Consider the following 24,111-nt stretch of genomic DNA (forward strand, 5'->3'; position numbering starts at 1 on the left):
GCACGGAATCTCGCGCACGCGTTGCGAGACGCGACCGCGCTTGCTATCGGCAGATTCATGACCGCGCCCCTGCCCGAGACCATCCGCACCGCTTCCGCCCGCGTCGCCTGTGACGGCACCGGCCCCGGCTTGCCCGCTGCCCTGGGCCATCCGCGCGTGTTCCTGCAGATCGACGAGCATGGCTATGTCGATTGCGGTTATTGCGATCGCCGCTTCGTGCTGATCGGCGGCCCGGCCGACGGCGCCGACCAGAGCCGGCTGCCCGATCATCCGGCCGGCGCGAGCATCTAGCCTCCCGCCAGCTTCAGCGGCAGCCGCACCGCCGCCCGGAATCCGCCCGCGACGGCACCGGTTTCCAGTGACGCCTCGCCGGCGAACAGCATCTCCAGCCGCGCCCGCGTATTGGCCAGGCCGATGCCCCGGCCGGGCCGAGACGGCGCCGTGGCCGGGGCCGCCGATCGGTTCTCCACCGTCAGCACCAGCTGGGTGCCTGCCCGGGCCGCCGCGATGCGAAGGCTGGCCGCGCCGGGGCTCGCCTCGACGCCGTGCTTGATCGCATTCTCCACCAGGGGCTGGAGCAGGAAGCCCGGAACCAGCGCGGTGCCCAGCGCACCCGGGGCATCGGTCGCCACCGTCAGCCGTTCGCCGAAGCGCGCCCGTTCCAGATCGAGATAGCATTCGATCAGCTCCAGTTCGCGCGCCAGCGGCACTTCGGAGCCGTCCAGGTCCATCGCCGCGTGGAGGAACTCGGCCAGGCCTTCCGCCAGCCGGCTGGCCTCGTCCGCCCGGCCGAGCGCGATCAGCCCCGAAAAGGCGTTGAGCGAATTGTACAGGAAGTGCGGGTTGAGCTGGAGCCGCAACAGCGTGAGTTCGGCGCGGAGCCGCGCGATCTCGGCGCGGGCAAGTTCGCGCTCGCGGCTGCGGATTCGCTGGAGCACGCCGGTCACCACGAAGACGGCGCCGGCACAGGCATAGATCAGGAAATAGATGATCCGGACGATCAGCGTCTCTTCGGGCGAATGCGTGGAAAGGCGGGTGGGGAGCAGGCGGTGGACGAACGCCTGGATGCCGAAATCGCTCGCGGTCTGGATCACCGCCGCGCCCGCCAGCGCGGTCAGGCCGATCGCCGCACCCAGCCAGAGCGGCTTCCCGTTGCTGGCGGAGAGGCCGAGATAGACGGTCACGGTCAGCGCCGCGCCGGAGAGCATCACGCCGGTCTGCGCCACCCATTCGGCGCCGCGGAGCTGGTCGGCGGCGGCCAGGCTCGGCAGCAATATCGCCGCGATGCCGATCCACAGGATCGCGCCGAGCTGGATAGCCTGGCGTGGCGGGGGAATCTGGAAGTCGAGCCTGGGCATGCGCATCCGGAGCTGGGAATCGTGGCAGATACCGTCGCAAAGCCATATGGCGTCCGTCGGCGGCGCGCCTATATCTGGGGCATGTACAGCGATCCACGCAACTTCCTCTATCGCGACGGCTTCGATCCCGAGGCCGCGGCGAAGCTCACTGCCGAGGCGCTTCGCAGCGCGGAGGATGGCGAGCTCTATCTCCAGTATCGCAAGACCGAGGCGTTCGGCTTCGACGACGGCCGGCTGAAGACCGCTTCGTTCGACACGCAATCGGGCTTCGGCCTGCGCGCCGTATCGGGCGAGACGACGGCGTTCGCCCATGCCAACGAGATCTCGCCCGCGGCGATTCGCCGCGCGGCCGAGACGATGGCGCTGATCGATCCGGCGAAACGCGGCAAGGCGCCGCCGCCCCAGGGGAACAACCGCCACCTCTATACCCATGCCGATCCGCTCGACCTGGTACCCTTCGCCGATAAGGTGAACCTGTGCCAGTCGATCGACGCCGCCGCGCGCGCCCGCGATCCGCGCGTGGCGCAGGTCTCGGTCGGGCTCACCGGCTCGTGGAGCGTGGTCGAGATCGTCCGGCCGGACGGCTTCGTCGCCACTGATGTCCGCCCGCTGGTCCGCCTCAACGTGTCGATCGTGGTCGAGCAGAACGGCCGCCGCGAGACCGGCAGCTTCGGCCTGGGCGGCCGGACCCTCTACGACAATCTCTTCCGGCCGGAGACGTGGAACCGCGCGATCGACGAGGCGCTGGCCCAGGCACTCGTCAATCTCGATGCAGTGGATGCCCCTGCGGGCGACATGACCGTGCTGTGCGGTCCGGGCTGGCCCGGCGTGCTGCTCCACGAAGCGGTGGGCCATGGGCTCGAGGGCGATTTCAACCGCAAGGGCACTTCGGCCTTTTCGGGCCGGATCGGCGAGCGGGTCGCGGCGCCGGGCGTCACCGTGGTCGATGACGGTTCGATCACGGACCGCCGCGGATCGCTGTCGATCGACGATGAAGGCACGCCCACGCGCGAGACCGTCCTGATCGAGGACGGCATCCTCAAGGGCTATATGCAGGACCGGCTCAATGCGCGGCTGATGGGCGTCGATCCCACCGGCAATGGTCGCCGCGAATCCTTCCAGCATGCGCCGATGCCGCGCATGACCAATACCTTCATGAAGGGTGGCCAGGACGATCCCGCCGAGCTCCTGAGCCGCGTGAAGAAGGGCATCTACGCCAAGTCCTTCGGCGGCGGGCAGGTCGACATCGTCTCGGGCAAGTTCGTCTTCTCCTGCACCGAGGCGTACAAGATCGAGGACGGCAAGCTGGGTGCCCCGATCAAGGGCGCGACGCTGATCGGCGACGGCCCGTCGGTGCTCACCCGCGTCACCGGCATCGGCAACGACTTCGCGCTCGACGAAGGCGTCGGCATGTGCGGCAAGGGCGGGCAGAGCGTGCCGGCCGGCGTCGGCCAGCCGACCCTGCTGGTCGAGGGGTTGACGGTGGGCGGCACCGCGGCGTGAGCCGGGTCGGGCGCCGTCTCCGCGCGGCGCTCGGCACCTGGCCGGACGCGCGCGGCTGGCGGCGGGTCGGGTTCGAACTCCTCTGGGGCTTGCCCCTTGTCGCGCTGCTCGCCTTCGCGGCCGGGTTCGCGCGGTTCGATCCGATGGCGTTCGGCCCGCAATGGCTGGCATTGTTCTTCGGCCTGATGCTGGTGCCGGCGCTGGGCGAGGAGCTGGCGTTCCGCGCGCTGCTCGTTCCGCCGCCCGATCGCCCCTTCGCGCCGTGGCAATGGGCAATCGCGGTCGGCGCGTTCATCCTCTGGCATCCGCTTCAGGCGCTCATTTTCGGCCCGCCCTGGTCGGCGATCTTCCTGGCACCCGGTTTCCTGGCCATCGTGGCGGTGCTCGGTAGCTTGCTGGTCCGTCTCTATCGGGCGACCGGGAGCATCTGGCCGTGCGTCCTGGTCCATTGGTCGGTGGTGGCCGGGTGGAAGCTGTTGTTCGCCGGCCCGATCGGATAGGATCGGGGGCATGACCCAGGCGTTGCCCCGACTCGACTGGTCCGGCTGGCGCGAGACCGCGCAGCATCTGCACCTGATCACCCAGATGATCGGCAAGATCCGTCTCGCGCGGACGCCCTGGCTCAACCATGGCTGGCACGTCGCGCTCTATCCGACGGCGCGAGGCCTCACCACCGGCCCGATTCCCTGTCCGGAGGCGACGCTCCAGCTCGATCTCGATCTGCAGGCCGGCGAGCTGCTGCTCGCCACCGATGGCGGGAGCGAGGCCGGCCTGCCGCTCGGCCCGGGCAGCATCGCCGATTTCCACGCGGCGCTGACCGGCGCGCTTGCCGCGCTCGGCACGCCGGTGACGTTCAACGGGGTGCCGAGCGAGATACCGGAAGCCGTCCCGTTCGCGCAGGACGGGGCGCACCGGCCCTGGGACGGCGAGGCGGTGCGCGATTTCCACCGCGCGCTGCTGTGGATCGATCGCGGCTTCCAGCAATTCCGCACCGGCTTTCTCGGCAAGGCGAGCCCGGTGCATTTCTTCTGGGGCAGCTTCGATCTTGCGGTGACTCGCTTCTCCGGGCGGACGGCGCCGTTGCATCCCGGGGGCATTCCGGGGCTTCCCGATGCCGTGACTTGCGAAGCCTATAGCCATGAGGAAGCGAGCGCCGGCTTCTGGCCCGGCAGCGATGCGTTCCCGAAGCCGGCCTTCTACGCCTATGGCTATCCCGCGCCCGCCGGCTATGGGGAGGCGAAGCTCCCGGCACCCGCTTATTACGACACCGGTCTCGGCGAATGGCTGCTCGACTATGACGCGGTGCGCGCGGCGGACGATCCCAAGGCTCTGCTGCTGGACTTCCTCCAGGCGAGCTATGATGCCGTCGCCGATCTCGGCCATTGGGACCGCGCCCATCTCGAATGCGTGCCGGGCGTCCCCCGCCGCCCGCGCGCGGTCCAGCGATGAGGATTCAGAAGCCCGAGATCAGCATGTCGAGGGCGCTTGCCACGGAAAACTCCTGATCGGCGACCGATGCGATGCAATGGCCGAGCGCGCCGACGGGAATCGCGGAAGCGAAATGGGTGAGCATCAGCATTTCGCTTCCCGCAACGTCGAGCAACGGCGTCAGCCTGCGATCGACTTGGACGGCGTCGTCGGGGCGGACCAGCGGCGCGACGAAACGCGTGTTGAGATGGCGCAGCAGGTCGCTCTGACAGTCGAGCAGCATCGATCCATCGATCGAACGATAGACGTCGAATTTCGCCATCAGAACATGCGGTATTTGGCAAGGGGCAGGCCATGCTCCGCAACCCAGGCGTTGTTGGCGTCGATGGCTTCCTTGCTTTCTTCCTGCCATCGCCGGATCCGTTCCTTCTTGCTGGCATCCCGCAATGCCGCCTCGCAAATCTGCGACAGGTTCAGCCCAGCCTCTCGCGCCGCCGCGACCACGCCGGTATCGAGCGAGAGATTCACTGCTTTGCGCTTGCCCGAAGAAAGGGAATCCGGTTTCATGCGCAGAAATTATGCGCATGACTCTTGCGCGTCAACATGGAGGGAATCATGGCCCTGGTCGAACTCGGCCGCTACGACAGGCAGGAGGCTTTCATCGTCCAGGGGCGGCTGGAGGACGAGGAGATCCCCAGCTTCGTGTTCGACGCCGGGACCAGCATCGCCGATGGCTCGTACCTGCTGATCCCGGTGCGCGTGATGGTGGACGACGAGGACCTGGCGCGGGCGCGCGCGATCCTCGACGCCGTTTAGTTCAGGTCACGATCTTGACGGGGACCGTCGCGATCGCCTTCTTGCCGCAGAGGATCACGACCTCCTTGTATTTCGGCAGCGCGTTCTTGATCTCGGCCTTCACTTCCGCCGTCGTCACGACCTGCGGAGCCGGTCCGGTCGGCGCAAATGCGACGAAGTCGAAATACTGGGTCGGCGGCAGGTTCTTGGTGGTCGCGCCCCGGTTGAGCATCAGTTTCCAGCCGCCCGTCGAAGTGGTTGCCTGTCCGGCCACATGAAGCGTCGGAGTCTTGTGCGGTCCGGGCATCTTGTCGAGCCACGCTTTCCAGCCGGTCGTCTTGACCTTCTCGCAAGCATTGACCGGTGCGGCCGCGACCTTCGTCGATGTGCCCGAGACGTTCGCCGCGGCGGCATTCGATGCCGCTTGGCCGGTGGCGAGTGTCGCAATGACGGCCAGGCAAGGCCAGGCTATACGCTGCATGTTCCATTCTCCCCATGAGTCGTGGTCGGGCAATGCTGCGCTAGTTCGACTAGAAGTCAAACGGGTTCGCCGCCGAAATGGACATGCAGTGCAAGTCGCTGGATTGAAGCTTGATAACAAAGCTATTTGGCATCGTCGCCGAAATGCCCGCGAAGTATTTGTTCAGGCAAGGAGCAGCGCGGTTGCTTTCTTCGCGATGGCGATCAGTTCGGCGCGCGGGGTGCCGGCGCGGGCGCGGGTGCTCAGCGAATGGATCACCGAGGAAGCGATCTGCGCGTCGCCGCGCGGATCGGCGCTGCCAGCCTGTTCCATCAGCTTCTCGATCCACCCGTCCTGCAATTGCATGAAGTCGGCCAGCGCCGCGCGGATATCGGCATCGGCCACTGCCTCGGCCGCCGCGGTGTTCACCGCGATGCAGCCCGAAGGGCCGTACTCGCCGGTCAGAAAGCCCTCGATCGCGCCGAGGAACAGCGCCTTGAGCATCTTCTCCGGCGGATAGCGAACATCGTGGAGCGCGGCGAAGGTCGAATCGATGATGGCGTGCGTGCGCGCGAGGCCGGCAAGGTACAGCGCCTTCTTGTCTCCGAACGTCGCATAGAGGCTCGGCCGGTTCACGCCCGTCGCCGCGGCCAGCTCGTCGAGCGAGGTATTGGCATAGCCGAGCGTACGGAAGCGCTGGAGCGCGGCGCGCAACGCCGCCTCCCGGTCGAACTTGCGCGGTCGTCCCCGCCCGCGCGGCGCTATTTTTGTATCGTTTCGCATTAAATTCCTTGACGCCCCGATTTTTGTGCGGGATCGTACAAAAATCAAGGGAGACTCGTCATGAAGCTCTATTTCACGCCTTTCGCCTGCTCGCTCGCCGCGCGCATCGCGCTCGAGGAAGCCGGGCTCGATGCCGAATATGTTCAGGTGCCCCGGGATCTGCGCCTGCCCGACGGACGCGATTTCACCGAGATATCGCCAATGGGCTATGTCCCCGCGATCGAGACCGGCACCGGCTTCGTCCTCACCGAGGGACCGGCGGTCCTGACCTATATCGCCGAGCTGGCGCCGGAGGGTTCGCTCAGCTTCACCGGCTTTTCCGACGCGCATTACCGGATGCTCGCCTGGCTGAACTTCGTCAGCACCGAATTGCACAAGGCGGTGTTCATGCCGATCCTCGGCAAGGGTTATGGCGCGGCCGAGCAGGATGCCGCCCGGGCCCGCCATGCCCGGCCCTTCGCCGTGCTGTCGAAGCATCTCGAGGGCCGGGAGTATCTCGACGATCGCTTCACCGTCGCCGACGCCTATCTGCTCGCGGTGCTCAACTGGTGCGAATATTCGAAGGTGCCGATCGCCGAATGGCCGGTCCTGGCCGCCTATCGCGAACGCATCCGCGCCCGTCCGGCGGTGGCGCGCGCGATGGCTGCCGAATGGCCCCTGCTCGAGGCCGCCTGACTCCTCTCCCGGGCTCCGGGCGTGGCCGCATCGCGGTCGCTCCCGCCACACCTGCCCCTTCCGCACGCGCGGAAGGGGCATTTTTGTTGGAATCGCGCGAATCGCTGGGTTAGGCCTGTGTCATGCCCGCAACGATCAACTGCGACGTGGCGATTGTCGGCGGGGGTCTTGCCGGCGGGCTGATCGCGCTCGCGCTGCGCCGCAAGCGCCCGGATTGCGATGTGCGCATCGTCGAGGGCGGGGGGCGGATCGGCGGCAATCATCTCTGGTCCTTCTTCGCTACCGATGTCGCGCCGGCCGATCGCTGGCTCACCGCGCCACTGATCGGCCATGGCTGGACGAGCTACGACGTCGCCTTTCCGGCGATCTCGCGGACCCTGCGCACCGGCTATTATTCGATCGAATCGCGCCGGCTCGACCAGGTCGTCCGCGCCGAGCTGCCCGCGCATGCGGTGATGACCCGGCGCAAGGTGCTTGCCGCCAGCCCCACCGCGGTCGTCCTTTCCGACGGCGACCGGATCGAGGCGAAAGGCGTGATCGATTGCCGCGGCCCCGCCGATCTCGCGGCGCTGCACTGCGGGTGGCAGAAATTCCACGGCCGCGAGCTGGCGCTGGCCGAGGCGCACGGCCTGGCGCGGCCGAAGCTGATGGACGCCACGGTCGAGCAGCTCGACGGCTATCGCTTCGTCTATGCGCTGCCGTTCAGCCCCACCTGTGCGTTCGTCGAGGACACCTATTACAGCGATACGCCGGATTTCGACGCCGCGCTGCTCGGCGCGCGGATCGCCGCCTATGCCGATGCGCAGGGCTGGCAGGTCGACCATGTCGTGCGCGAGGAGAGCGGGGCGCTGCCCGTCGTGATGGGGGGCGACTTCGAAGCCTATTGGCAGGCGGGCGGCAACAAGGTCGCCAAGGCGGGCGGGCGGGCGGGCCTGTTCCATCCGCTCACCAGCTATGCGCTGCCGGATGCAGTGCGTACCGCCACGCTCGTCGCCGCGGCGAGCGATCTGGGCGGTGCGGCGCTGCATCGGCTGCTGCACGATTTCGCCCGATCGACATGGCGCCGCCGCCATTTCTACCGCATGCTCGCCGCCATGTTGTTCAAGGCCGCCGAACCTGCGGAGCGCTACCGCATCCTCCAGCGCTTCTACCGGCTCGATCCACAGCTGATCGGGCGTTTCTATGCGGGGCATTCCACCCTGTTCGATCGCCTGCGCCTGGTCTCCGGCAAGCCGCCGGTGCCGGTCGGCCGCGCGGTCTCGGCGATCCGGGAGTCGTTCCGGTGAAGCGGGCCGTGGTGGTCGGCGCGGGGATCGGCGGGCTGGCGCTTGCGATCCGGTTGCAGTCGGCGGGCGTCGAGACGGTGGTGCTGGAGGCGCGCGACAAGCCGGGCGGGCGCGCCTATTTCTGGGAAAGGGACGGCTTCACCTTCGACGCCGGACCCACCGTGATCACTGCTCCCGAGGCGCTGCGCGAGCTCTGGCAGCTTTCCGGGCACGACATGGCCGCCGACGTGAAGTTGAAGCCGGTCACGCCCTTCTATCGCCTGTCCTGGCCCGATGGCACGCGCTTCGACTATTCGAACGACGATCACCAGCTCGCCGCCGAGATCGCGCGGCTGGAGCCGCAGGACGTCGCCGGCTATGGCCGCTTCCTCGAATATGCCGCCGGCGTGTACGAGGAAGGCTATGTGAGGCTCGGCCATGTCGCGTTCCAGGACGTCATGTCGATGGTCCGCGCCGCGCCTGCGCTCGCCAAGTACGGCGCATGGCGTTCCGTCTATGCCAAGGTGGCGAGCTTCATCCGCAACGAGAAGCTGCGCCAGGCCTTTTCCTTCCACACGCTGCTGGTCGGCGGAAATCCGATGACGGCGAGCGCGATCTATGCGCTGATCCACCAGCTCGAGCGCCAGAGCGGGGTCTGGTGGGCGGAGGGAGGCACCAACCGGCTCGTCGCCGGGATGGTCCGCCATTTCCAGCGGCTGGGCGGCACGCTGCGGCTTGGCGATCCGGTGACCGGCATCGACACCCTGGGCGATCTCGTGACCGGGGTGCGCACGGCGAGCGGCCGCGAGCTGCAGGTCGATGCGCTCGCCTGCAATGCGGACGTGGTCCACAGCTATCGCGACCTGCTGAAGGGCTCGCGCTCCAGCCAGCGCGCGGCGCAGGCGCTGGTGCGCAAGCGCTTCTCGCCGTCGCTGTTCCTCGTGCATTTCGGCGTGCGCGGGACCTTTCCCGATATCGCGCACCATTCGGTGCTGTTCGGCCCCCGCTATCAGGGCCTGCTCGCCGACATCTTCGATCACGGCGTGCTGAGCGAGGATTTCTCGCTCTATCTCCATCACCCGAGCGCGAGCGATCCCATGATGGCGCCCGCCGGCCATGCGACCTTCTATGCGCTGGTCCCGGTGCCGCATCTCGGCAAGTTCCCGGCGGACTGGAGCGAAATCGCTCCGATCCTGGAGGAACGCATCCTCGCCGAGATCCAGCGGCGACTGATCCCGGATCTCAAGGATCGGATCGTGACGAAGTTCAGCTATGCGCCGCCGGACTTCCGCGACGATCTCGGCGCGCATCTGGGTTCGGCCTTCAGCCTCGAGCCGATCCTCACCCAGAGCGCCTGGTTCCGCACCCACAATCGCGACGATGCGATCCACAACCTGTTCTTCGTCGGCGCCGGCACGCATCCCGGCGCCGGCATTCCCGGCGTGGTCGGCAGCGCGAAGGCGACCGCGGCGTTGATGCTGGGGGACGGCAAGTGAGCGGCTTGCCCCGGCGCGCATTCTGGCCGAAGGCGGGTCGGATCATGGCTATCGGGAAGATCAAATGAAGCGCGTCGCAGTGTATTGCGGTTCGGCCACGCCGGCCGACCCCGTCTATATCGAGGCCGCGCGCCATGTCGGCCGCACGCTGGCACAGCGCGATATCGGCATCGTCTATGGCGGCGGCCGGCTCGGCCTGATGGGCGCGGTCGCCGATGCGGCGCTGGAGGCCGGCGGCGAAGTGATCGGCGTGATCCCCGAGCTGCTGGTCAATGCCGAAGTCGCGCATCGCGGCTGCACCGAGCTCCACGTCGTCGCCACCATGCACGAGCGCAAGGCGCGCTTCACCGACATCGCCGACGGTTTCATCAACTTGCCGGGCGGCACGGGCACGATGGACGAGCTGTGGGAAGCGCTCAGCTGGGCCCAGCTCGGCTATCACACCGATCCCGTGGGCCTGCTCAACATCGCCGGCTATTATGACAAGCTCGTCGAGTTCTGGCAGCATATGGGCAGCGTCGGCTTCGTCCGCCCGCAGCACCAGAACATGCTGATCGTCGACAGCACGCTCGAGGGGCTGCTCGACAAGATGGTCGGGGCCAAGCCCGTCGAGACGATCGTCCAGATGCGGCGCGGCGATCTGTGAGATCCCCGCTTCCTGCGCGTGCCGCGATCGTCGCGACCGCGCAGGAAGCGATTGCGCGGGGCTCGAGGAGCTTCACCGCCGCCAGTCGGTTGTTCGAGCGCGAGACGCGCGAGCGGGCCTGGCTGCTCTATGCCTGGTGCCGCGCCTGCGACGACCTTGCCGACGGGCAGGATCATGGCGGCGAGGCGCGAGCGGCGGATGCCCGGGCCGGCCTGGCGCGCATCCGGCTGCTGACCGACGCGGCGCTCGCGGGGGAGCGGGTGGGCGATCCCGCCTTCGATGCGCTGCGCATCGTCGCTGCCGAGGCGAACCTGCCGCACCGATTTGTCCGGGATGTGGTCGAGGGCTTCGCGCTCGATGCGGCGGGGTGGATGCCGCGGCACGAGGACGACCTGTATCGTTATGCCTATCACGTCGCCGGCGCTGTCGGCTGCCTGATGGCGGTGCTCATGGGCGTCTCGCCGGAGGATGAAGCGACGCTCGACCGCGCCTGCGACCTCGGCATCGCCTTCCAGCTCGCCAATATCGCGCGCGATGTCGAGGCGGACGACCGGATGGGGCGCTGCTATCTGCCCCGGGACTGGCTGACCGAAATGGACATCCCGCCCGGGCAGCACCTGCAGCCGCGCTTTCGCCCGCGCCTTGCCATTCTCGCCGGCCGGCTCACGCGGAGCGCGGCGGATCATGCCGAGAGCGCCCGGGGCGGCACGCCGGCGCTCGGCTTTCGCTCGGCCTGGGCGGTGCTCGCTGCCGCCGGCATCTATGGCGATATCGCGAAGAAGGTCGCCGAGCGCGGCGAGCATGCATGGGATCGCCGCGCCGCCACCTCCGGCTTCGAGAAGATCGGCTGGATCGCCCGGGCCTGGTGGCAGGCGCTGCGCCGGCGGAATTTCCATCCTGCGACCCCGCGCGATCCAGCGCTCTGGACGCGCCCCCGCCAGGCCGGGCCGGGCCCCGCCGGCGACTCCCCGCGGGCCGGTCCATCACGCTTCCCTGTCCCGGGCCCATAGCCAACCGTTGCATCCCGGCGCCGAGCGTCCCAGATTTGGCGGCGATGGCTTCCAATCCCGATGCACCCGCCGGCGAGCGCCCGATGCTCGCGACGCTGCGGCGTTTCCTCCCCTATCTGTGGCCCAAGGATGCGCCGGGGTTGCGCGTGCGCATCGTCGTCGCGCTCGGCCTGGTGGTCCTGTCCAAGCTGGTCCAGGTCTATGGCGCGCCCTTCGCGCTGCAGGGCGCGATCGATCGGATGGCGGGCGGGTCGCGCGATGCGGTGTGGCTCGTCGTGGCGCTGGTCGCCGGCTATGCCGCTGCGCGCTTCGGCACCGTCCTCTTCGACAATCTGCGCAACGCCGTGTTCGAGAAGGTAGGGCAGGACGCCACCCGCCGCCTGGCGGCCGATGTGTTCCGCCACCTCCACCAGCTTTCGCTGCGCTTCCATCTCGAGCGCCGCACCGGCGCGATCACCAAGGTGGTCGAACGCGGCACCAAGAGCATCGATACGATGCTCTATTTCCTGCTGTTCAACATTGCCCCGACGATTCTCGAGCTCGCGCTCGTCCTGGGCATCTTCTGGACGCGCTACGGGGCCTGGCTGGTTGCCGGCACCCTGGCGATGGTGGTGCTCTACATCGCCTTCACGCGCTGGGTAACCGACTGGCGCTCCAAGCTGCGCGAGAAGATGAACGACCTCGATACCGGTGCCGTCGCGCACGCGGTCGATTCGCTGCTCAATTTCGAGACGGTGAAATATTTCAACGCCGAGGCACGCGAGGCGCGGCGCTACGAGAATGCCGTCACTGCCTATGCCCGCGCGGCGACCACCAGCGAGAACAGCCTTGCCTGGCTCAACATCGGCCAGGCGCTGATCACCAACTTCATGCTCGGCGCGGGCATGGCGCTGGTGGTGTTCGGCTGGAGCAGCGGCAAGTTCACCGCGGGCGACGTGGTGCTGGTCTCGACGCTGCTGTCGCAGCTGTTCCGCCCGCTCGACATGCTCGGCTGGGTCTATCGCACCATCCGCCAGGGGGTGATCGACATGGGGAGCATGTTCGACCTGCTCGACGCGCATGCCGAGGTTCGCGATGCGCCGAACGCCGCGACGCTCGTCGTCACTCGCGGCCATGTCCGTTTCGAGGACGTGCATTTCGGCTATGACCCCGACCGCGAGATATTGAAGGGCATCGATCTCGACATTCCGGCCGGCGCCACCGTCGCGGTGGTCGGCCCCTCGGGTGCGGGCAAGTCGACGCTGGCGCGGCTGATGTACCGCTTCTACGACGTCACCGGCGGCCGCATCACCATCGACGATTGGGACATACGCGACGTGACCCAGGCATCGCTGCGCGGCAGCATCGGCATCGTCCCGCAGGACACGGTGCTCTTCAACGACACGATCGGCTACAACATCGCCTATGGCCGCGAAGGCGCGAGCGACGACGAGATCGCGGCGGCGGCGCGGGGGGCGGCGATCGCCGGCTTCATCCAGTCGCTGCCCGCGGGTTTCGATACCCGGGTCGGCGAGCGCGGGCTCAAGCTTTCGGGCGGCGAGAAGCAGCGCGTCGCCATCGCGCGGACGCTGGTCAAGGATCCGCCGATCCTGATCCTCGACGAAGCCACGAGCGCGCTCGACAGCCGGACCGAGGCGGACATCCAGGCGACGCTGGAGGCGATCGAGCATGGCCGCACGACCATCGTCATTGCCCATCGGCTCTCGACGGTGGTGCATGCCGACCGGATCATCGTGCTGGAGGCCGGCCGCGTCGCCGAGCAGGGCACGCACGCCCGGCTCTTGCGCAAGAACGGTCTCTATGCCGAGATGTGGGCGCGGCAGGCGCAGGAGCGCGCGGCCGAGGGCGGAGAGGAAGTCCCCGCCGAATAGGAGGGATGATGCTCTGGTTCCTGGTGGCGCTGGCAGTGGTGGTCGGCGCGCTCGTCCTCTGGTCGGCCTATGTCTCGCGCGGCGTCGAGCGCTGGGTGCCGATGGACGGCAGGCACGTCGAGGTGCCGGGCGCGCGGATCCATTATGTCGAGACGGGCCCTGCCGATGCACCCGCCATCGTGATGATCCACGGCATCATGAGCCAGCTGCGCGTCTTCACCTATGCGCTGGCCGGCCGGCTGGCCGCGGACCGCCGCGTGATCGTGATGGACCGCCCCGGCTGGGGCTATTCCACGCTCACCGGGTCGCGGCTCGACATTCCGGGCCAGGCCGATGCCGTCGCTGCCGCGATCCGGGCGCTGGGGCTGGAGAAGCCCCTCCTCGTGGGCCATTCGATGGGCGGCGCGGTGAGCCTGGCGCTGGCGCTGCGGCACCCCGATGCGGTGCGCGGCCTCGGGTTGATCGCGCCCTATACGCAGCCGATCGATGTGCCGCCGGCGCCACTCGCCGGGCTGCAGGTGCCGGCCTTGCTTCGCCCGCTGATCGCCTGGACGATCGCGGTGCCGCTCTCGATGCGCACCGGCAAGGCGAAGACGGCCGCGGTGTTCGCGCCCGATCCGGTCCCCGGGGATTTCGCGATTCGGGCCGGCGGCGCGCTCGCCATCCGGCCGCGCAGCTTCCAGATGGGCTGTTACGAGATCGAGATGGGGCCCGCCGCGATGCAGGCCCAGGCGCCGCGCTATGGCGAGATCGCGGTGCCGGTTTCGATCCTCTACGGCCGGCAGGATGCGCTGCTCGATCCCGAGCTGCATGGCGGCAGGACCGCCGGCGCCGTGCGGAACGGCAACGTCGAATATCTCGATGGCGGCCATATGCTGCCGGTGACGCATGTCGACGCCACCGAGGCCTGGCTGCGCAGGCTCTAGCCGCCGATCTCCGCCGGCTGGGTGGTCCAGCCGAGCCGCGGTATCGTGATCGAGCGCTTGCCCGAAAGGTCCGTGCGGGTCACGAACAGCTCGCGGCTCTCGATATATTGCAGCAGCCGGCGCACGCGGCCGAGCGAGCTGGTGCCATAGGTGGCGGCGATCTCGGTGTCGCTCGGACAGGGTGCCCCTTCGCGTGCCGCGCGGGCGACGAGCAGGAACGGGCCCAGCATGTCGTCGGGCAAGGCGCGTGCCGCGTCCAGCGCCTGGGCCCAATCCGCGTCCGGATCGCCATGGATGCCGGCGCGCGCAGCCGAGAGCCGGCGGACGAAGGCGGAAAGATCGAGCGGCGGCCGGGCAAGGCCGACCATCCGGCAGCGCACCAGGAAATCCTGATAGAGCACGGAAGGCGAGCGATAGGCGCTCTCCGTATCGGTGACGATGTCGCGCAGCACGTCGGCGATCTTGGCGGCGGCTTCCTCGGGATCGACGTCGGGGATTTCCTCGCGCGCGGGCGCCGAACGGGCAAGCGCTTCGAGCAGCCGGTCCGAGGCGAGCTGGGGCGCCTGCACCGGCGCCGGCGGGGCAGGGGGCGTCCATTCGGGCTCGGCGGGGGCGAGCAGCAGGTCCTTAAGTTCCGCCGAGGGTGCCTCGGGCAGCGGAGTCAGCTTGGGGCTGCCGCTGCGCGCGCTGGTCTCCACCGCGCCGATCTGCACCGAGATCGGCCGGCGCGACACGGCGGGGCCGAGCGCGAGGAAATGGCCGCGCGCGAGATCGCGGATCGCCTCGGCCTGGCGGCGCTCCATGCCGAGCAGATCGGCGGCGCGCGCCATGTCGATGTCGAGGAAGGTGCGGCCCATCAGGAAATTGGAAGCCTCGGCCGCCACGTTCTTGGCCAGCTTGGCAAGGCGCTGGGTGGCGATCACGCCCGCCAGGCCGCGCTTGCGCCCGCGGCACATCAGGTTGGTCATCGCCGAGAGCGAGGCGCGGCGCACCTCCTCTGCCACTTCGCCGCCTCCCGAAGGCGCGAACAGCTGGGCCTCGTCCACCACCACCAGCGCCGGATACCAATGGTCGCGCGGCGCATCGAACAGCGCATTCAGGAAAGCGGCGGCGCATTTCATCTGCCCCTCGGCTTCCAGCCCCTCCAGGCTGAGCACCACCGAAGCCCTGTGCTCCCGAATCCGCGTGGCGAAGCGCGCGATCTCGCGTTCCGAATAGTCGGCCGCCTCGATGGCGATATGGCCGTATTTGTCGCCGAGCGTGACGAAGTCGCCCTCGGGGTCGATCACCACTTGCTGGACATGGCCGGCGCTCCGCTCGAGCAGCCGGCGCAGCAGGTGCGACTTGCCCGACCCCGAATTGCCCTGGACGAGCAATCGCGTCGCCAGCAGCTCCTCGAGATCCATGGCGACGGCATCACCCTTGCCGTCCATCCCCATGTCCACGCGCACCGTCATCGCCGGACGCTTTGGCCGATGGCGGTGGCGGGGGGAAGCTCGGTTCGCCGAAAAGCTGTGGGCGGTATGCGTTCGCGGCGCCGGGCCGCGCTTGCCGTGTCGCGCCGCGTCGCGGATAGTCGCCGGGCGACGGGGAGGCGATGGACATGCGAACACGGGCTTCGGGGGCGTTCATCGCCGCATTGCTGCTGCCGGCGACCGCGCAGGCCCAGGCGGTGAAGCTCGCGCCCGGCGAGGAAGCCGCCTTTTCGTTCGACGGGCGGGCGCCCGGCGAGGTCCGGCGGGCACCCGCCACGCCGACGCCGTTCGAGGTCGCGGTCGGCCGCGAGTTCGCGGGCCTGACGCCGCCCAAGGCGCCTGTGCCCGAGGCGGCGCCGCTGCCGAACGATGCCGGCCTCCCGCCCATGCCGGTGCCGGATCCCGGCAAGCTCCGCTTCCGTTTCCTGCAGGTGCCGGGCGCCGGCCATGCGCTGCTGATCGTTCACAACGGCTATCGGCAGGCGCTGCTCTATCGCGCGCGGATCTGGGCGAAGGGCGGCAACGGGCCGACCGATGTGTGCCTGGTGATGCCCGGCAAGCCCGGGATCGAGCATTGGCCCTATGCGATTGCCGCCATCGAGGTCAGCGCCTTCGAACTGGTCGACTGGAAGCCCGAGGACGGCGTTCCCTGCAAATAGCCTCGACTTCGCCGGTCGTCCCCCGCTAACCGGGCGCGATGGCTCCCGCGATCGAAACCCTCCGCCGCGTCTTCGGCTTCGACAGTTTTCGCGGCGTCCAGGCGGATGTGGTGGATCGTGTCCTGGCCGGCCGGCGCACCCTTGCGGTGATGCCTACCGGGGCGGGCAAGTCGCTCACCTATCAGCTGCCCGCGGTGATGCTCGAGGGCACCTGCGTCGTCGTATCGCCGCTGATCGCGCTGATGCACGACCAGCTGCGCGCCGCCGAGGCGGTCGGCATCCGCGCCGCCACGCTCACTTCGGTGGACGAGAATCGCGCCGAGACGATCGAGCGCTTCCGCGCGGGCCAGCTCGACTTGCTCTATGTCGCGCCCGAGCGCGCCTCGGGCGAAGGCTTTCGCAACCTGCTGGGGCAGGCGAAGCTGTCGCTGTTCGCGATCGACGAGGCGCATTGCGTCTCCGAATGGGGGCATGATTTCCGCCCGGATTATCGCCTGCTCCGCCCGCTGCTCGATCGCTTTCCCGACGTGCCGCGCCTCGCGCTCACCGCCACCGCGGACGCGCATACCCGCGCCGACATCCTCGAGCAGCTCGGGCTGCCGCAGGAGGGGCTGATCGTCGCCGGCTTCGACCGGCCCAATATCCGCTACGCGATCACCCCGCGCGAGAACACGACCCGCCAGGTGATCGACCTGATCGCCGAGACGCCCGGCCCCGGCATCGTCTATGCCCAGACCCGCGCCGGCGTGGAGAAGCTGGCCGAGAAGCTCGCCGCCGAGACCGGCCGGCCGGTGCTGCCCTATCATGCCGGGCTCGATCCCGCGGTCCGCCGCCGCAACCAGGCGGCGTTCGTCGCGTCGGAGGAGATGGTGATCGTCGCCACCGTCGCCTTCGGCATGGGGATCGACAAGCCGGACGTGCGCTTCGTCGCCCATGCCGGCCTGCCCAAGTCGATCGAGGCCTATTATCAGGAGACGGGCCGCGCGGGCCGCGACGGCGATCCGGCAGTGGCGCACCTCTTCTGGGGCGCCGACGATTTCGCCCGTGCGCGCCAGCGAATCGGCGAAGTCGAGCCCCAGCGCCAGCCCGGCGAGCGCGCCCGGCTGACGGCGCTTGGCGCGCTGGTCGAGACCGCGACCTGCCGGCGCCGCATCCTGCTCCGCCATTTCGGCGAGGAGCCGGCGGAGCAGTGCGGCAATTGCGACAATTGCCTGAGCCCGCCCGCCGCGATCGACGCCACGGTGACGGCGCAGAAATTCCTCTCGGCGGTGTTCCGCACCGGCATGATGTTCGGCACCGGCTATATCGAGAGCATCCTGCTGGGCCAGTCGAGCGAGCGCAGCCTGACGAACGGGCACGAGACTCTCTCCGTCTTCGGCATCGTCGATGGCGAGGAGGCGGCGCTGATCAAGCCGGTCGCCCGCGCCCTGCTGCTGCGCGACGCGCTGCGCGCCAACGATCATGGCGGGCTCGAATTCGGGCCGGAGGCGCGTTCGATTCTCAAGGGTGGCGCCACGGTGGCGCTGGTGCTTCCGCCCAAGCGCGAGCGCCGGCGGCGCGGCAGCAAGTCGGGCGCCCCCAATCCCGTCGGCAATCCGCTGTTCGAGGCGCTGCGGGCCAAGCGCCGCGAGATCGCCCAGGAGACCGGCCTGCCGCCCTATGTGATCTTTCACGATTCGGTGCTGCGCGACATGGCCATGCTCAAGCCCGACAGTATCGCCGCGATGGGCAACATATCGGGCGTTGGCGCGCGCAAGCTCGATGCTTATGGTGACGCCTTTCTGCAAGTGATCCGCGAGGCTGCATGAGGACGATCCTGCTCGCCACCCTGGTCCTGCTCGCCGCCTGCGCGCCGCAGCGCGCGCGGGTCCCGACCATGCCCGTGCCTTCGATCATCGCGATGGACCGCAACAGCTGGGGCCACCTGGTCTCGCGCTGGACGATCGACGGGGCGGGCAAGGGCACCTACACCCTGGCCGAGCCCGATGCGTACAAGCCCGAGCGGCTGGTGACGCGGCGCTTCTCCGCCGGCAGCGCCGGCTTCGCCGAGATCCGCGGGCTGCTCGCCCTGGGCGAGGCGCAGGCAGAGAGCGAGCTCGACTGCGGCGACCGCATCACCGATCAATTTTACGGAACGGTCCGCTGGGACGATGCCAGCCTGACCTATGACATGGGCTGCCAGAATCCCGCCACCGAGGAGGTGCTCAAGGGCATCACCGCGGCCGAGCGCCGGATCGCCGCCTGGGCCGCCAACCAGCCGATCACGGAAACCCGGAAAGTGGAGAATCAATGACCAGCCCGCGCCGCGTCGACGACAGCATCTCGGTCGCCCCCCAGATCGCGCCCGAGGACATCGCCCTCCTCGCCGAACAGGGCTTTTCCTATGTGATCAACAATCGCCCCGACGAAGAGGAGATGGGCCAGCCCGAGGGCGAGGCGATCCGCGCCGCCGCCGAGGCGGCCGGGCTCGGCTATGCCGCGATTCCGGTCACCCATGCCGGCTTCTCCTCCGCCCAGGTCGAGGCGATGGCCGTGGCGTTGGCGGAGGCCAAGGGGCCGGTGCTCGCCTATTGCCGCTCGGGCACGCGCTCGTGCAACCTCTGGGCGCTGGCCGAGGCGGCGCGCGGCGGCGATCCGGCCGAGATCACCGCCAAGGCAGCCCAGGCCGGCTATGACATATCGGGCATCCGCCCGTTGCTGGACCAGCTTTCCGGCCGGGCGTGAGCAAGCTCGCCATCTTCGGCGGCTCGATCGTCGCCGTGCTGGTGCTCGCGCTGCTTGCCCGGCTGCTCGGGCTCGGCGGCGCGCGCATCGGCAGCGCCGAGGAAGCGCGCGCGGCCGCCGAAGCGATGATCTCCGGCTTCGAGGGCGGCGCGGTGGCGCTCGGCAGCGACGGCAGGGCCGCGCTGGTGCACGGCGGCGCGGCCGATGCGGCGCTGCTCAAGGTCCATGGCGCGCGCATCGCGGCGCGGCACCTGCGGGCGCCGTTCGTCAGCGCGCCGGCATCCGGGGGCCTTGCGATCGACAGCGGCGATGCGCGCTTCGGCACGGTGGTGCTCAAGGGCGTGACGGCGCTATGATCCGATGCGCGCGCCGATGCCGCAGCGCGGCGTGACTCGCTACTGACATTGCGGTAAGCAAGGCCGATGCCCGAGATGCCCCTGCTCTTCGATCCGGTGAACTATGCCATCCCCGGTTTCGTGGCGCTGATCGTCGTCGAGATGCTGATCGCCCGGACGCGCGACCGGCAGCGCTATTGCCCCCGCGACACGCTCACCTCGCTGTTGCTCGGCTTCGGCAGCACGGTATCCAGCGCGCTCACCGCCGGGCTGGTCTTCGCCATTTCGATGTGGGTCTACCAGTTCCGCTTCTTCACCATCGGCTTCGCCTGGTATTGGTTCCCGGTCGCCTTCGTGCTCGACGATCTCGCTTATTATTTCGCGCACCGCACCGGGCACCGCGTCCGCTGGTTCTGGGCGAGCCACGTCATCCACCATTCCAGCCAGCACTATAATCTGTCGACCGCGCTGCGGCAGACCTGGACCGGCTTTGTCAGCCTGAGCTTCCTGTTCCGCCTGCCGCTGTTCCTGATCGGCTTCCATCCGCTGATGATCTTCTTCTGCGCCGGGCTGAACCTGATCTACCAGTTCTGGATCCATACCGAGACGATCGGCCGGATGCCGCGCTGGTTCGAGGCGGTGATGAACACCCCGTCGCACCACCGCGTGCATCACGCCACCAATCCGCGCTATCTCGACAGGAACTATGCCGGCGTCTTCATCGTCTGGGACAGGCTGCTCGGCACGTTCGAGGCGGAGCGCGACGACGAGCGCCCGCGCTACGGCATCGTCAAGGATCTTGGCAGCTTCAACCTGTTCTGGGCCGCCTTCCACGAATGGGTGGGCATCGCGAAGGACGTGTGGGCCGCGCCGGACCTGAAGTCCCGAATCCTGTACATGATCGCGCCGCCGGGCTGGAGCCATGACGGCAGCCGCGATACATCCGAGACCATCAAGGCGCGCTGGGAGGCGCGAGAGCAGCGGGGGATCGCGTGGAAGCAGCCGACATCGTCGTCATCGGTGGAGGATCGGGCGGGAGCGCCGTCGCAGGCCGCCTGAGCGAAGGCGGCAAGTACAGCGTCGCGGTGCTGGAGGCCGGTGGCCGCAACACCGGCATCAAGACGCGCATGCCCGGCATGCTGCCGTTCCAGGGGCCGGCGACCAACTGGGCGTTCGAGACGGTGCCGCAGCGCGGGCTGAACGGCCGGCGCGGCTATCAGCCCCGGGGCAAGGGGCTGGGCGGGTCGAGCGCGATCAACGCGATGCTCTATGTCCGCGGCCATGCCAGGGACTATGACGAGTGGCGCGATCTCGGCTGCCCCGGCTGGGGCTGGGACGAGATGCTTCCCTGGTTCCGCCGCTCCGAACGCAATGTCCGCGGCGCCGATGCCTTCCACGGCGACAGCGGCCCGCTCTGGGTGAGCGACCAGCTCTATGCCCATGGCGGCAGCGAGGCGTTCGTCGAGGCCGCGGGCGCGCTGCAGATCCCGCGCAACGACGATTTCAACGGCGCGCACCAGTCGGGCGCCGGCCTCTATCAGGTGACGCAGCGCAGCGGCGAGCGCTGGACCGCCGCGCGCGCCTATCTCGAGCGTCGCGAGAGCCTCGAGATCATCACCGAGGCCAGCGTGGAGCGCGTGCTGTTCGAGGACGGCCGGGTCTGGGGCGTCGCCTATCAGCGCGACGGCGTGGCGCGCGAGATCCGGGCGCGCCGGGCGGTGGTGCTCGCCGCCGGCGCCTTCCAGACGCCGCAGCTGCTGATGCTCTCCGGCATCGGCCCGGGCGAGCATCTGCGCGAGATGGGTCTGTCGGTGCGGATCGACCGGCCGGCGGTGGGCGGCAATCTCCAGGACCATCTCGACTATGTCGCCGCGTTCGAGACGCCGGGCAGCTATTTCCTCGGCCGCTCGGGCATGGGCACGTTGAAGTCGCTGGGATCGATGGCGCGCTGGATGCTCACGCGCAAGGGCGGCATGACGAGCCCCTATGCCGAGGCCGGCGCCTTTCTCCGCAGCGATCCGGCGCTGGCGCGGCCCGACATCCAGCTCCATTTCCTGATCGCGATCGTCGAGGATCATGGCCGTACGCCGGTGCAGGGGCACGGCTTCAGCTGCCATGCCTGCGTGCTGCGGCCCGAGAGCCGCGGCACCGTTCGCCTCCAATCGCTCGACCCGCGCGTGGCGCCGCTGATCGATCCCGATTTCCTCGGCGACCCGCGCGACCTGGAACGGCTCAAGCAGGGCGTGCGGATGATGTACCGCATCCTCGAGGCGCCGCAGCTGGCCCAGTATAAGGGCCGCGACCGCTATCCGATCGACCTGGCCGACGATGCCGCGCTCGAGCGGCTGATCCGCGCGCGGGCGGACACGATCTACCACCCCGTCGGCACCGCCCGCATGGGCTCGGACGAAGGCGCGGTGGTGACGCCGCGGCTCAAGCTGCGCGGGGTGGAGGGGCTCTACATCGCCGATGCCTCGATCATGCCGCGCCTGATCGGCGGCAACACCAACGCGCCGACCATCGTGATCGGCGAGCGCTGCGCCCGGTTCATCGAGGAGGATCTGGGCTGATGGAGCCGTCGGAGCGGCTCTTCTGGACTGTGCTCCTCATGGCCGTCTTCTGCGCAGGACAGGCGATCCGCGATGTGCGCCGTCGCAACTATCCCATGGCAGTGCTGGCCACGCTCTGCATGTTGCTTGTCCTCTCGACGCCGATCGGTTCGTTCACCGCCAGGATCGAATTGCCGCGAAACAGCCGGTAAAAAAGGGCCGATGGTCGAGACCACCGGCCCAAGTCGTCCGCAGGAGGAACCTCGGTTGGGCGCCGCGCGCAGGAGAGATGCGCGCGGCGCCCGATCTCGTCAGTAGTTGTAGGCGCGCTCGCCATGGGCATTGATGTCCAGGCCCTCGACCTCGACTTCCTTGCTCGGGCGGATGCCGATCGTGAACTTGAGCAGCAGGAACAGCACCAGCGACACGCCGCCCGAAAGAGCCAGCGTGGTCAGCACGCCCTGGGTCTGCACCCAGAGCTGGCTGGCCATGTCGTACTTGCCGGCCACTGCCGGGATCACGGTGAAGTCCATGAAGCCCTGGCCGCCCAGCGCCGGATCGGCGACCACGCCGGTGCCGATCGCGCCGATGATGCCGCCGATGCAGTGCACGCCGAACACGTCGAGCGTGTCGTCATATTTCAGCGCGTTCTTCACCGTGGTGACGAAGAAGAAACAGCCGACCGAGGCGACCGCGCCGAGCACCACCGACGTCATCGGTGCGGCGAAGCCCGCCGCCGGGGTGATGGCGACCAGGCCGGCGACCACGCCCGACGCGGCGCCCAGCAGCGACGGCTTGCCGTGCACCACCTGCTCGATGATCGCCCACATCGCGCCCGCCGCGGCGGTGGCGACCATGGTGTTGATGAAGGCGAGCGAGGCGAACTTGTTGGCCTCGAGGTTGGAGCCGGCGTTGAAGCCGAACCAGCCCACCCAGAGCAGCGAGGCGCCGATCATCGTCATGGTCAGCGAATGCGGCGGCATCGGCTCGCTCTTGTAGCCCGCGCGCTTGCCGATCACGAGGCAGCCGACCAGGCCGGCGATGCCCGCATTGATGTGCACCACGGTGCCGCCCGCAAAGTCGAGCGCGCCCTTGCCCCACAGATAGCCATGGTCGTCGGGCAGGCCGGCGGTGAAGTCCGGGCCCGGCCAGTACCAGACCATGTGCGCCATCGGATAATAGACCAGGATCGACCAGGCGACGACGAAGAGGATCAGCGGCGTGAACTTCACCCGCTCGGCAAAGGCGCCGACGATCAGCGCGGGCGTGATCATCGCGAAGGTCATCTGGAAGACGACGAAGGTCGTCTCGGGCAGATAGACGCCGTTCGAGAAGGTCGCGGCGAAGGTGTTGGCGTCGACGCCCTTCATCAGCGCCTTGGAGAAGCCGCCGACGAACAGGTTGAGCGCGCCGCCATTGGTGAAGGCCATCGAATAGCCGATGGTGACCCAGAGCAGCCCGGCGACGCAGACGATGGTGAGCACCTGCATCAGTACCGAGAGCATGTTCTTGGTGCGCACCAGGCCGCCATAGAAGAGCGCCAGGCCCGGCACCGACATCATCAGCACCAGCGCGGCGGAGACCAGCATCCAGCTGACGTCGCCCTTGTTGACCATCGCGTCGGTCGGCACGACCGGCGCGGCGGCAGGCGCCTGTGCCAGCGCCGGCCCAAAGAAAAATGGGGCGGCGAACAGGGCGCCGAGCCCCGCTCCCGCGGCAATCTTCATCGCTAGTTTCATCTGGACCCCCATCTTCACAACGCCGTCTCGTCGGTCTCGCCCGTGCGGATGCGCACGGCCTGGCCGACATCGAGGACGAAAATCTTGCCATCGCCGATCGCGCCGGTGCTGGCGGCGGCCTGGATCGCTTCGACGGCGCGGTCGGCCAGGTCGGCGCCCACCACGACCTCGATCTTGATCTTGGGCACCATGTTGGTGCTGTATTCCGCGCCGCGGTAGATTTCGGTCTGGCCCTTCTGGCGGCCGAACCCCTTGACCTCCGACACGGTCATGCCCGCGACTCCCACGCCCGTGAGCGCCTCGCGGACCTCGTCCAGCTTGAACGGTTTTATGATGGCGATGATGAGTTTCATGTCGCCCCCTAGTTGGCGGTTATCCCGGGGGATGCAGGAGCAAGGGGCGTGCCAGAGGCAA

At 68.6% G+C, this 24,111-nt stretch carries 28 protein-coding genes; 20 read left to right on the forward strand and 8 right to left on the reverse strand.

What is annotated here, in order from left to right:
* Nucleotides 1–57: 57 nt before the first annotated feature.
* Nucleotides 58–291 carry a zinc-finger domain-containing protein gene (locus BGP17_RS13660; RefSeq protein ID WP_086127833.1) on the forward strand — a complete coding sequence of 78 codons (234 nt, stop codon included), beginning with the start codon at nucleotides 58–60 and terminating at the stop codon, nucleotides 289–291.
* On the opposite strand, the gene BGP17_RS13665 is transcribed toward BGP17_RS13660, so the two are convergent.
* Nucleotides 288–1,358 (reverse strand): sensor histidine kinase, encoded by a 1,071-nt coding sequence (locus BGP17_RS13665; protein ID WP_286712383.1) that lies wholly within the window; start codon nucleotides 1,356–1,358, stop codon nucleotides 288–290. The two genes, BGP17_RS13660 and BGP17_RS13665, sit on opposite strands and share 4 nt — an antisense overlap.
* Before the next feature lie 81 nt (nucleotides 1,359–1,439).
* Between BGP17_RS13665 and tldD the strand changes: the two genes are divergently transcribed.
* The 3 genes from tldD to BGP17_RS13680 are packed head-to-tail and all read left to right on the forward strand — an operon-like array spanning nucleotide 1,440 to nucleotide 4,310.
* Nucleotides 1,440–2,861, forward strand: coding sequence for a metalloprotease TldD (tldD, locus tag BGP17_RS13670; protein ID WP_167300510.1), 1,422 nt, complete (start codon nucleotides 1,440–1,442; stop codon nucleotides 2,859–2,861).
* Nucleotides 2,858–3,361, forward strand: coding sequence for a CPBP family glutamic-type intramembrane protease (locus BGP17_RS13675; protein WP_286712384.1), 504 nt, complete (start codon nucleotides 2,858–2,860; stop codon nucleotides 3,359–3,361). The genes tldD and BGP17_RS13675 overlap by 4 nt, the downstream gene beginning before the upstream one ends.
* A gap of 10 nt (nucleotides 3,362–3,371) precedes the next feature.
* Entirely contained in the window at nucleotides 3,372–4,310 is a 939-nt protein-coding gene (locus tag BGP17_RS13680) for a DUF5996 family protein (protein WP_286712385.1), read from the forward strand.
* A 4-nt stretch (nucleotides 4,311–4,314) separates the two neighbouring features.
* Here BGP17_RS13680 and BGP17_RS13685 read toward each other — a convergent pair whose 3' ends face one another.
* Nucleotides 4,315–4,611: a CcdB family protein gene (locus BGP17_RS13685; protein WP_286712386.1), complete on the reverse strand. Its 297-nt coding sequence runs from the start codon at nucleotides 4,609–4,611 to the stop codon at nucleotides 4,315–4,317.
* Nucleotides 4,611–4,856, reverse strand: coding sequence for a type II toxin-antitoxin system CcdA family antitoxin (locus BGP17_RS13690; RefSeq protein ID WP_167300005.1), 246 nt, complete (start codon nucleotides 4,854–4,856; stop codon nucleotides 4,611–4,613). Before BGP17_RS13690 ends, BGP17_RS13685 begins: the two co-directional genes overlap by 1 nt.
* 48 nt (nucleotides 4,857–4,904) lie before the next feature.
* On the opposite strand from BGP17_RS13690, the gene BGP17_RS13695 reads away from it, so the two are divergent.
* Complete coding sequence (locus BGP17_RS13695) at nucleotides 4,905–5,105, forward strand: putative signal transducing protein (protein ID WP_167300004.1); 201 nt, start codon at nucleotides 4,905–4,907, stop codon at nucleotides 5,103–5,105.
* A gap of 1 nt (nucleotide 5,106) precedes the next feature.
* Here the strand turns inward: BGP17_RS13695 and BGP17_RS13700 are convergent, their stop codons facing one another.
* Both BGP17_RS13700 and BGP17_RS13705 read right to left on the reverse strand, forming a co-directional pair.
* On the reverse strand, nucleotides 5,107–5,598 hold the full coding sequence (locus tag BGP17_RS13700) for a hypothetical protein (protein WP_286712387.1): 492 nt from the start codon (nucleotides 5,596–5,598) through the stop codon (nucleotides 5,107–5,109).
* A 129-nt stretch (nucleotides 5,599–5,727) separates the two neighbouring features.
* Nucleotides 5,728–6,327: a TetR/AcrR family transcriptional regulator gene (locus tag BGP17_RS13705; protein WP_286712388.1), complete on the reverse strand. Its 600-nt coding sequence runs from the start codon at nucleotides 6,325–6,327 to the stop codon at nucleotides 5,728–5,730.
* Nucleotides 6,328–6,387: 60 nt separating this feature from the next.
* On the opposite strand from BGP17_RS13705, the gene BGP17_RS13710 reads away from it, so the two are divergent.
* The 7 genes from BGP17_RS13710 (at nucleotide 6,388) to BGP17_RS13740 (ending at nucleotide 14,216) form a co-directional block, all read left to right on the forward strand.
* On the forward strand, nucleotides 6,388–7,002 hold the full coding sequence (locus tag BGP17_RS13710) for a glutathione binding-like protein (protein WP_167300001.1): 615 nt from the start codon (nucleotides 6,388–6,390) through the stop codon (nucleotides 7,000–7,002).
* Nucleotides 7,003–7,124: 122 nt separating this feature from the next.
* A complete protein-coding gene (gene crtY, locus BGP17_RS13715) occupies nucleotides 7,125–8,288 on the forward strand; it encodes a lycopene beta-cyclase CrtY (protein WP_243857308.1) in 1,164 nt (387 codons plus the stop codon).
* Complete coding sequence (locus BGP17_RS13720; RefSeq protein ID WP_286712389.1) at nucleotides 8,285–9,763, forward strand: phytoene desaturase; 1,479 nt, start codon at nucleotides 8,285–8,287, stop codon at nucleotides 9,761–9,763. The genes crtY and BGP17_RS13720 overlap by 4 nt, the downstream gene beginning before the upstream one ends.
* A gap of 64 nt (nucleotides 9,764–9,827) precedes the next feature.
* The gene (locus BGP17_RS13725) at nucleotides 9,828–10,409 is read left to right on the forward strand and encodes an LOG family protein (RefSeq protein ID WP_167299999.1); all 582 of its coding nucleotides are present in this window, start codon (nucleotides 9,828–9,830) and stop codon (nucleotides 10,407–10,409) included.
* Nucleotides 10,406–11,419, forward strand: a complete 1,014-nt coding sequence (locus BGP17_RS13730; RefSeq protein ID WP_286712390.1) for a phytoene/squalene synthase family protein — start codon at nucleotides 10,406–10,408, stop codon at nucleotides 11,417–11,419. The genes BGP17_RS13725 and BGP17_RS13730 overlap by 4 nt, the downstream gene beginning before the upstream one ends.
* A gap of 44 nt (nucleotides 11,420–11,463) precedes the next feature.
* Complete coding sequence (locus BGP17_RS13735; RefSeq protein ID WP_243857307.1) at nucleotides 11,464–13,290, forward strand: ABCB family ABC transporter ATP-binding protein/permease; 1,827 nt, start codon at nucleotides 11,464–11,466, stop codon at nucleotides 13,288–13,290.
* 5 nt (nucleotides 13,291–13,295) lie between these two features.
* Nucleotides 13,296–14,216, forward strand: coding sequence for an alpha/beta fold hydrolase (locus tag BGP17_RS13740; protein ID WP_286712391.1), 921 nt, complete (start codon nucleotides 13,296–13,298; stop codon nucleotides 14,214–14,216).
* Here BGP17_RS13740 and BGP17_RS13745 read toward each other — a convergent pair.
* Nucleotides 14,213–15,673, reverse strand: coding sequence for a helicase HerA domain-containing protein (locus tag BGP17_RS13745; protein ID WP_286712392.1), 1,461 nt, complete (start codon nucleotides 15,671–15,673; stop codon nucleotides 14,213–14,215). The genes BGP17_RS13740 and BGP17_RS13745 overlap by 4 nt on opposite strands.
* 146 nt (nucleotides 15,674–15,819) lie before the next feature.
* Between BGP17_RS13745 and BGP17_RS13750 the strand changes: the two genes are divergently transcribed.
* The 8 genes from BGP17_RS13750 to BGP17_RS13785 all read left to right on the forward strand — a co-directional run bounded on the left by BGP17_RS13750 (nucleotide 15,820) and on the right by BGP17_RS13785 (nucleotide 22,170).
* Entirely contained in the window at nucleotides 15,820–16,350 is a 531-nt protein-coding gene (locus tag BGP17_RS13750; protein WP_286712393.1) for a hypothetical protein, read from the forward strand.
* Between the two features lie 38 nt (nucleotides 16,351–16,388).
* Nucleotides 16,389–18,158: a DNA helicase RecQ gene (gene recQ, locus BGP17_RS13755; protein WP_286712394.1), complete on the forward strand. Its 1,770-nt coding sequence runs from the start codon at nucleotides 16,389–16,391 to the stop codon at nucleotides 18,156–18,158.
* Nucleotides 18,155–18,643: a hypothetical protein gene (locus tag BGP17_RS13760; protein WP_286712395.1), complete on the forward strand. Its 489-nt coding sequence runs from the start codon at nucleotides 18,155–18,157 to the stop codon at nucleotides 18,641–18,643. The genes recQ and BGP17_RS13760 overlap by 4 nt, the downstream gene beginning before the upstream one ends.
* A complete protein-coding gene (locus tag BGP17_RS13765; protein ID WP_286712396.1) occupies nucleotides 18,640–19,074 on the forward strand; it encodes a protein tyrosine phosphatase family protein in 435 nt (144 codons plus the stop codon). The genes BGP17_RS13760 and BGP17_RS13765 overlap by 4 nt, the downstream gene beginning before the upstream one ends.
* Complete coding sequence (locus BGP17_RS13770; protein ID WP_286712397.1) at nucleotides 19,071–19,430, forward strand: hypothetical protein; 360 nt, start codon at nucleotides 19,071–19,073, stop codon at nucleotides 19,428–19,430. The genes BGP17_RS13765 and BGP17_RS13770 overlap by 4 nt, the downstream gene beginning before the upstream one ends.
* Nucleotides 19,431–19,496: 66 nt before the next feature.
* Complete coding sequence (locus BGP17_RS13775; protein WP_167299991.1) at nucleotides 19,497–20,468, forward strand: sterol desaturase family protein; 972 nt, start codon at nucleotides 19,497–19,499, stop codon at nucleotides 20,466–20,468.
* Complete coding sequence (locus BGP17_RS13780; RefSeq protein ID WP_167299990.1) at nucleotides 20,402–21,979, forward strand: GMC family oxidoreductase; 1,578 nt, start codon at nucleotides 20,402–20,404, stop codon at nucleotides 21,977–21,979. The genes BGP17_RS13775 and BGP17_RS13780 overlap by 67 nt, the downstream gene beginning before the upstream one ends.
* Nucleotides 21,979–22,170: a hypothetical protein gene (locus BGP17_RS13785; RefSeq protein WP_167299989.1), complete on the forward strand. Its 192-nt coding sequence runs from the start codon at nucleotides 21,979–21,981 to the stop codon at nucleotides 22,168–22,170. The genes BGP17_RS13780 and BGP17_RS13785 overlap by 1 nt, the downstream gene beginning before the upstream one ends.
* Before the next feature lie 99 nt (nucleotides 22,171–22,269).
* Here the strand turns inward: BGP17_RS13785 and BGP17_RS13790 are convergent, their stop codons facing one another.
* A complete protein-coding gene (locus tag BGP17_RS13790) occupies nucleotides 22,270–23,685 on the reverse strand; it encodes an ammonium transporter (RefSeq protein WP_380925664.1) in 1,416 nt (471 codons plus the stop codon).
* Nucleotides 23,686–23,711: 26 nt separating this feature from the next.
* Nucleotides 23,712–24,050 carry a P-II family nitrogen regulator gene (locus BGP17_RS13795; protein ID WP_086127851.1) on the reverse strand — a complete coding sequence of 113 codons (339 nt, stop codon included), beginning with the start codon at nucleotides 24,048–24,050 and terminating at the stop codon, nucleotides 23,712–23,714.
* Between the last annotated feature and the right edge of the window lie 61 nt (nucleotides 24,051–24,111).

The sequence above is a fragment of the Sphingomonas sp. 67-41 genome, from assembly GCF_001899725.1.
GTDB lineage: Bacteria > Pseudomonadota > Alphaproteobacteria > Sphingomonadales > Sphingomonadaceae > Sphingomonas > Sphingomonas leidyi.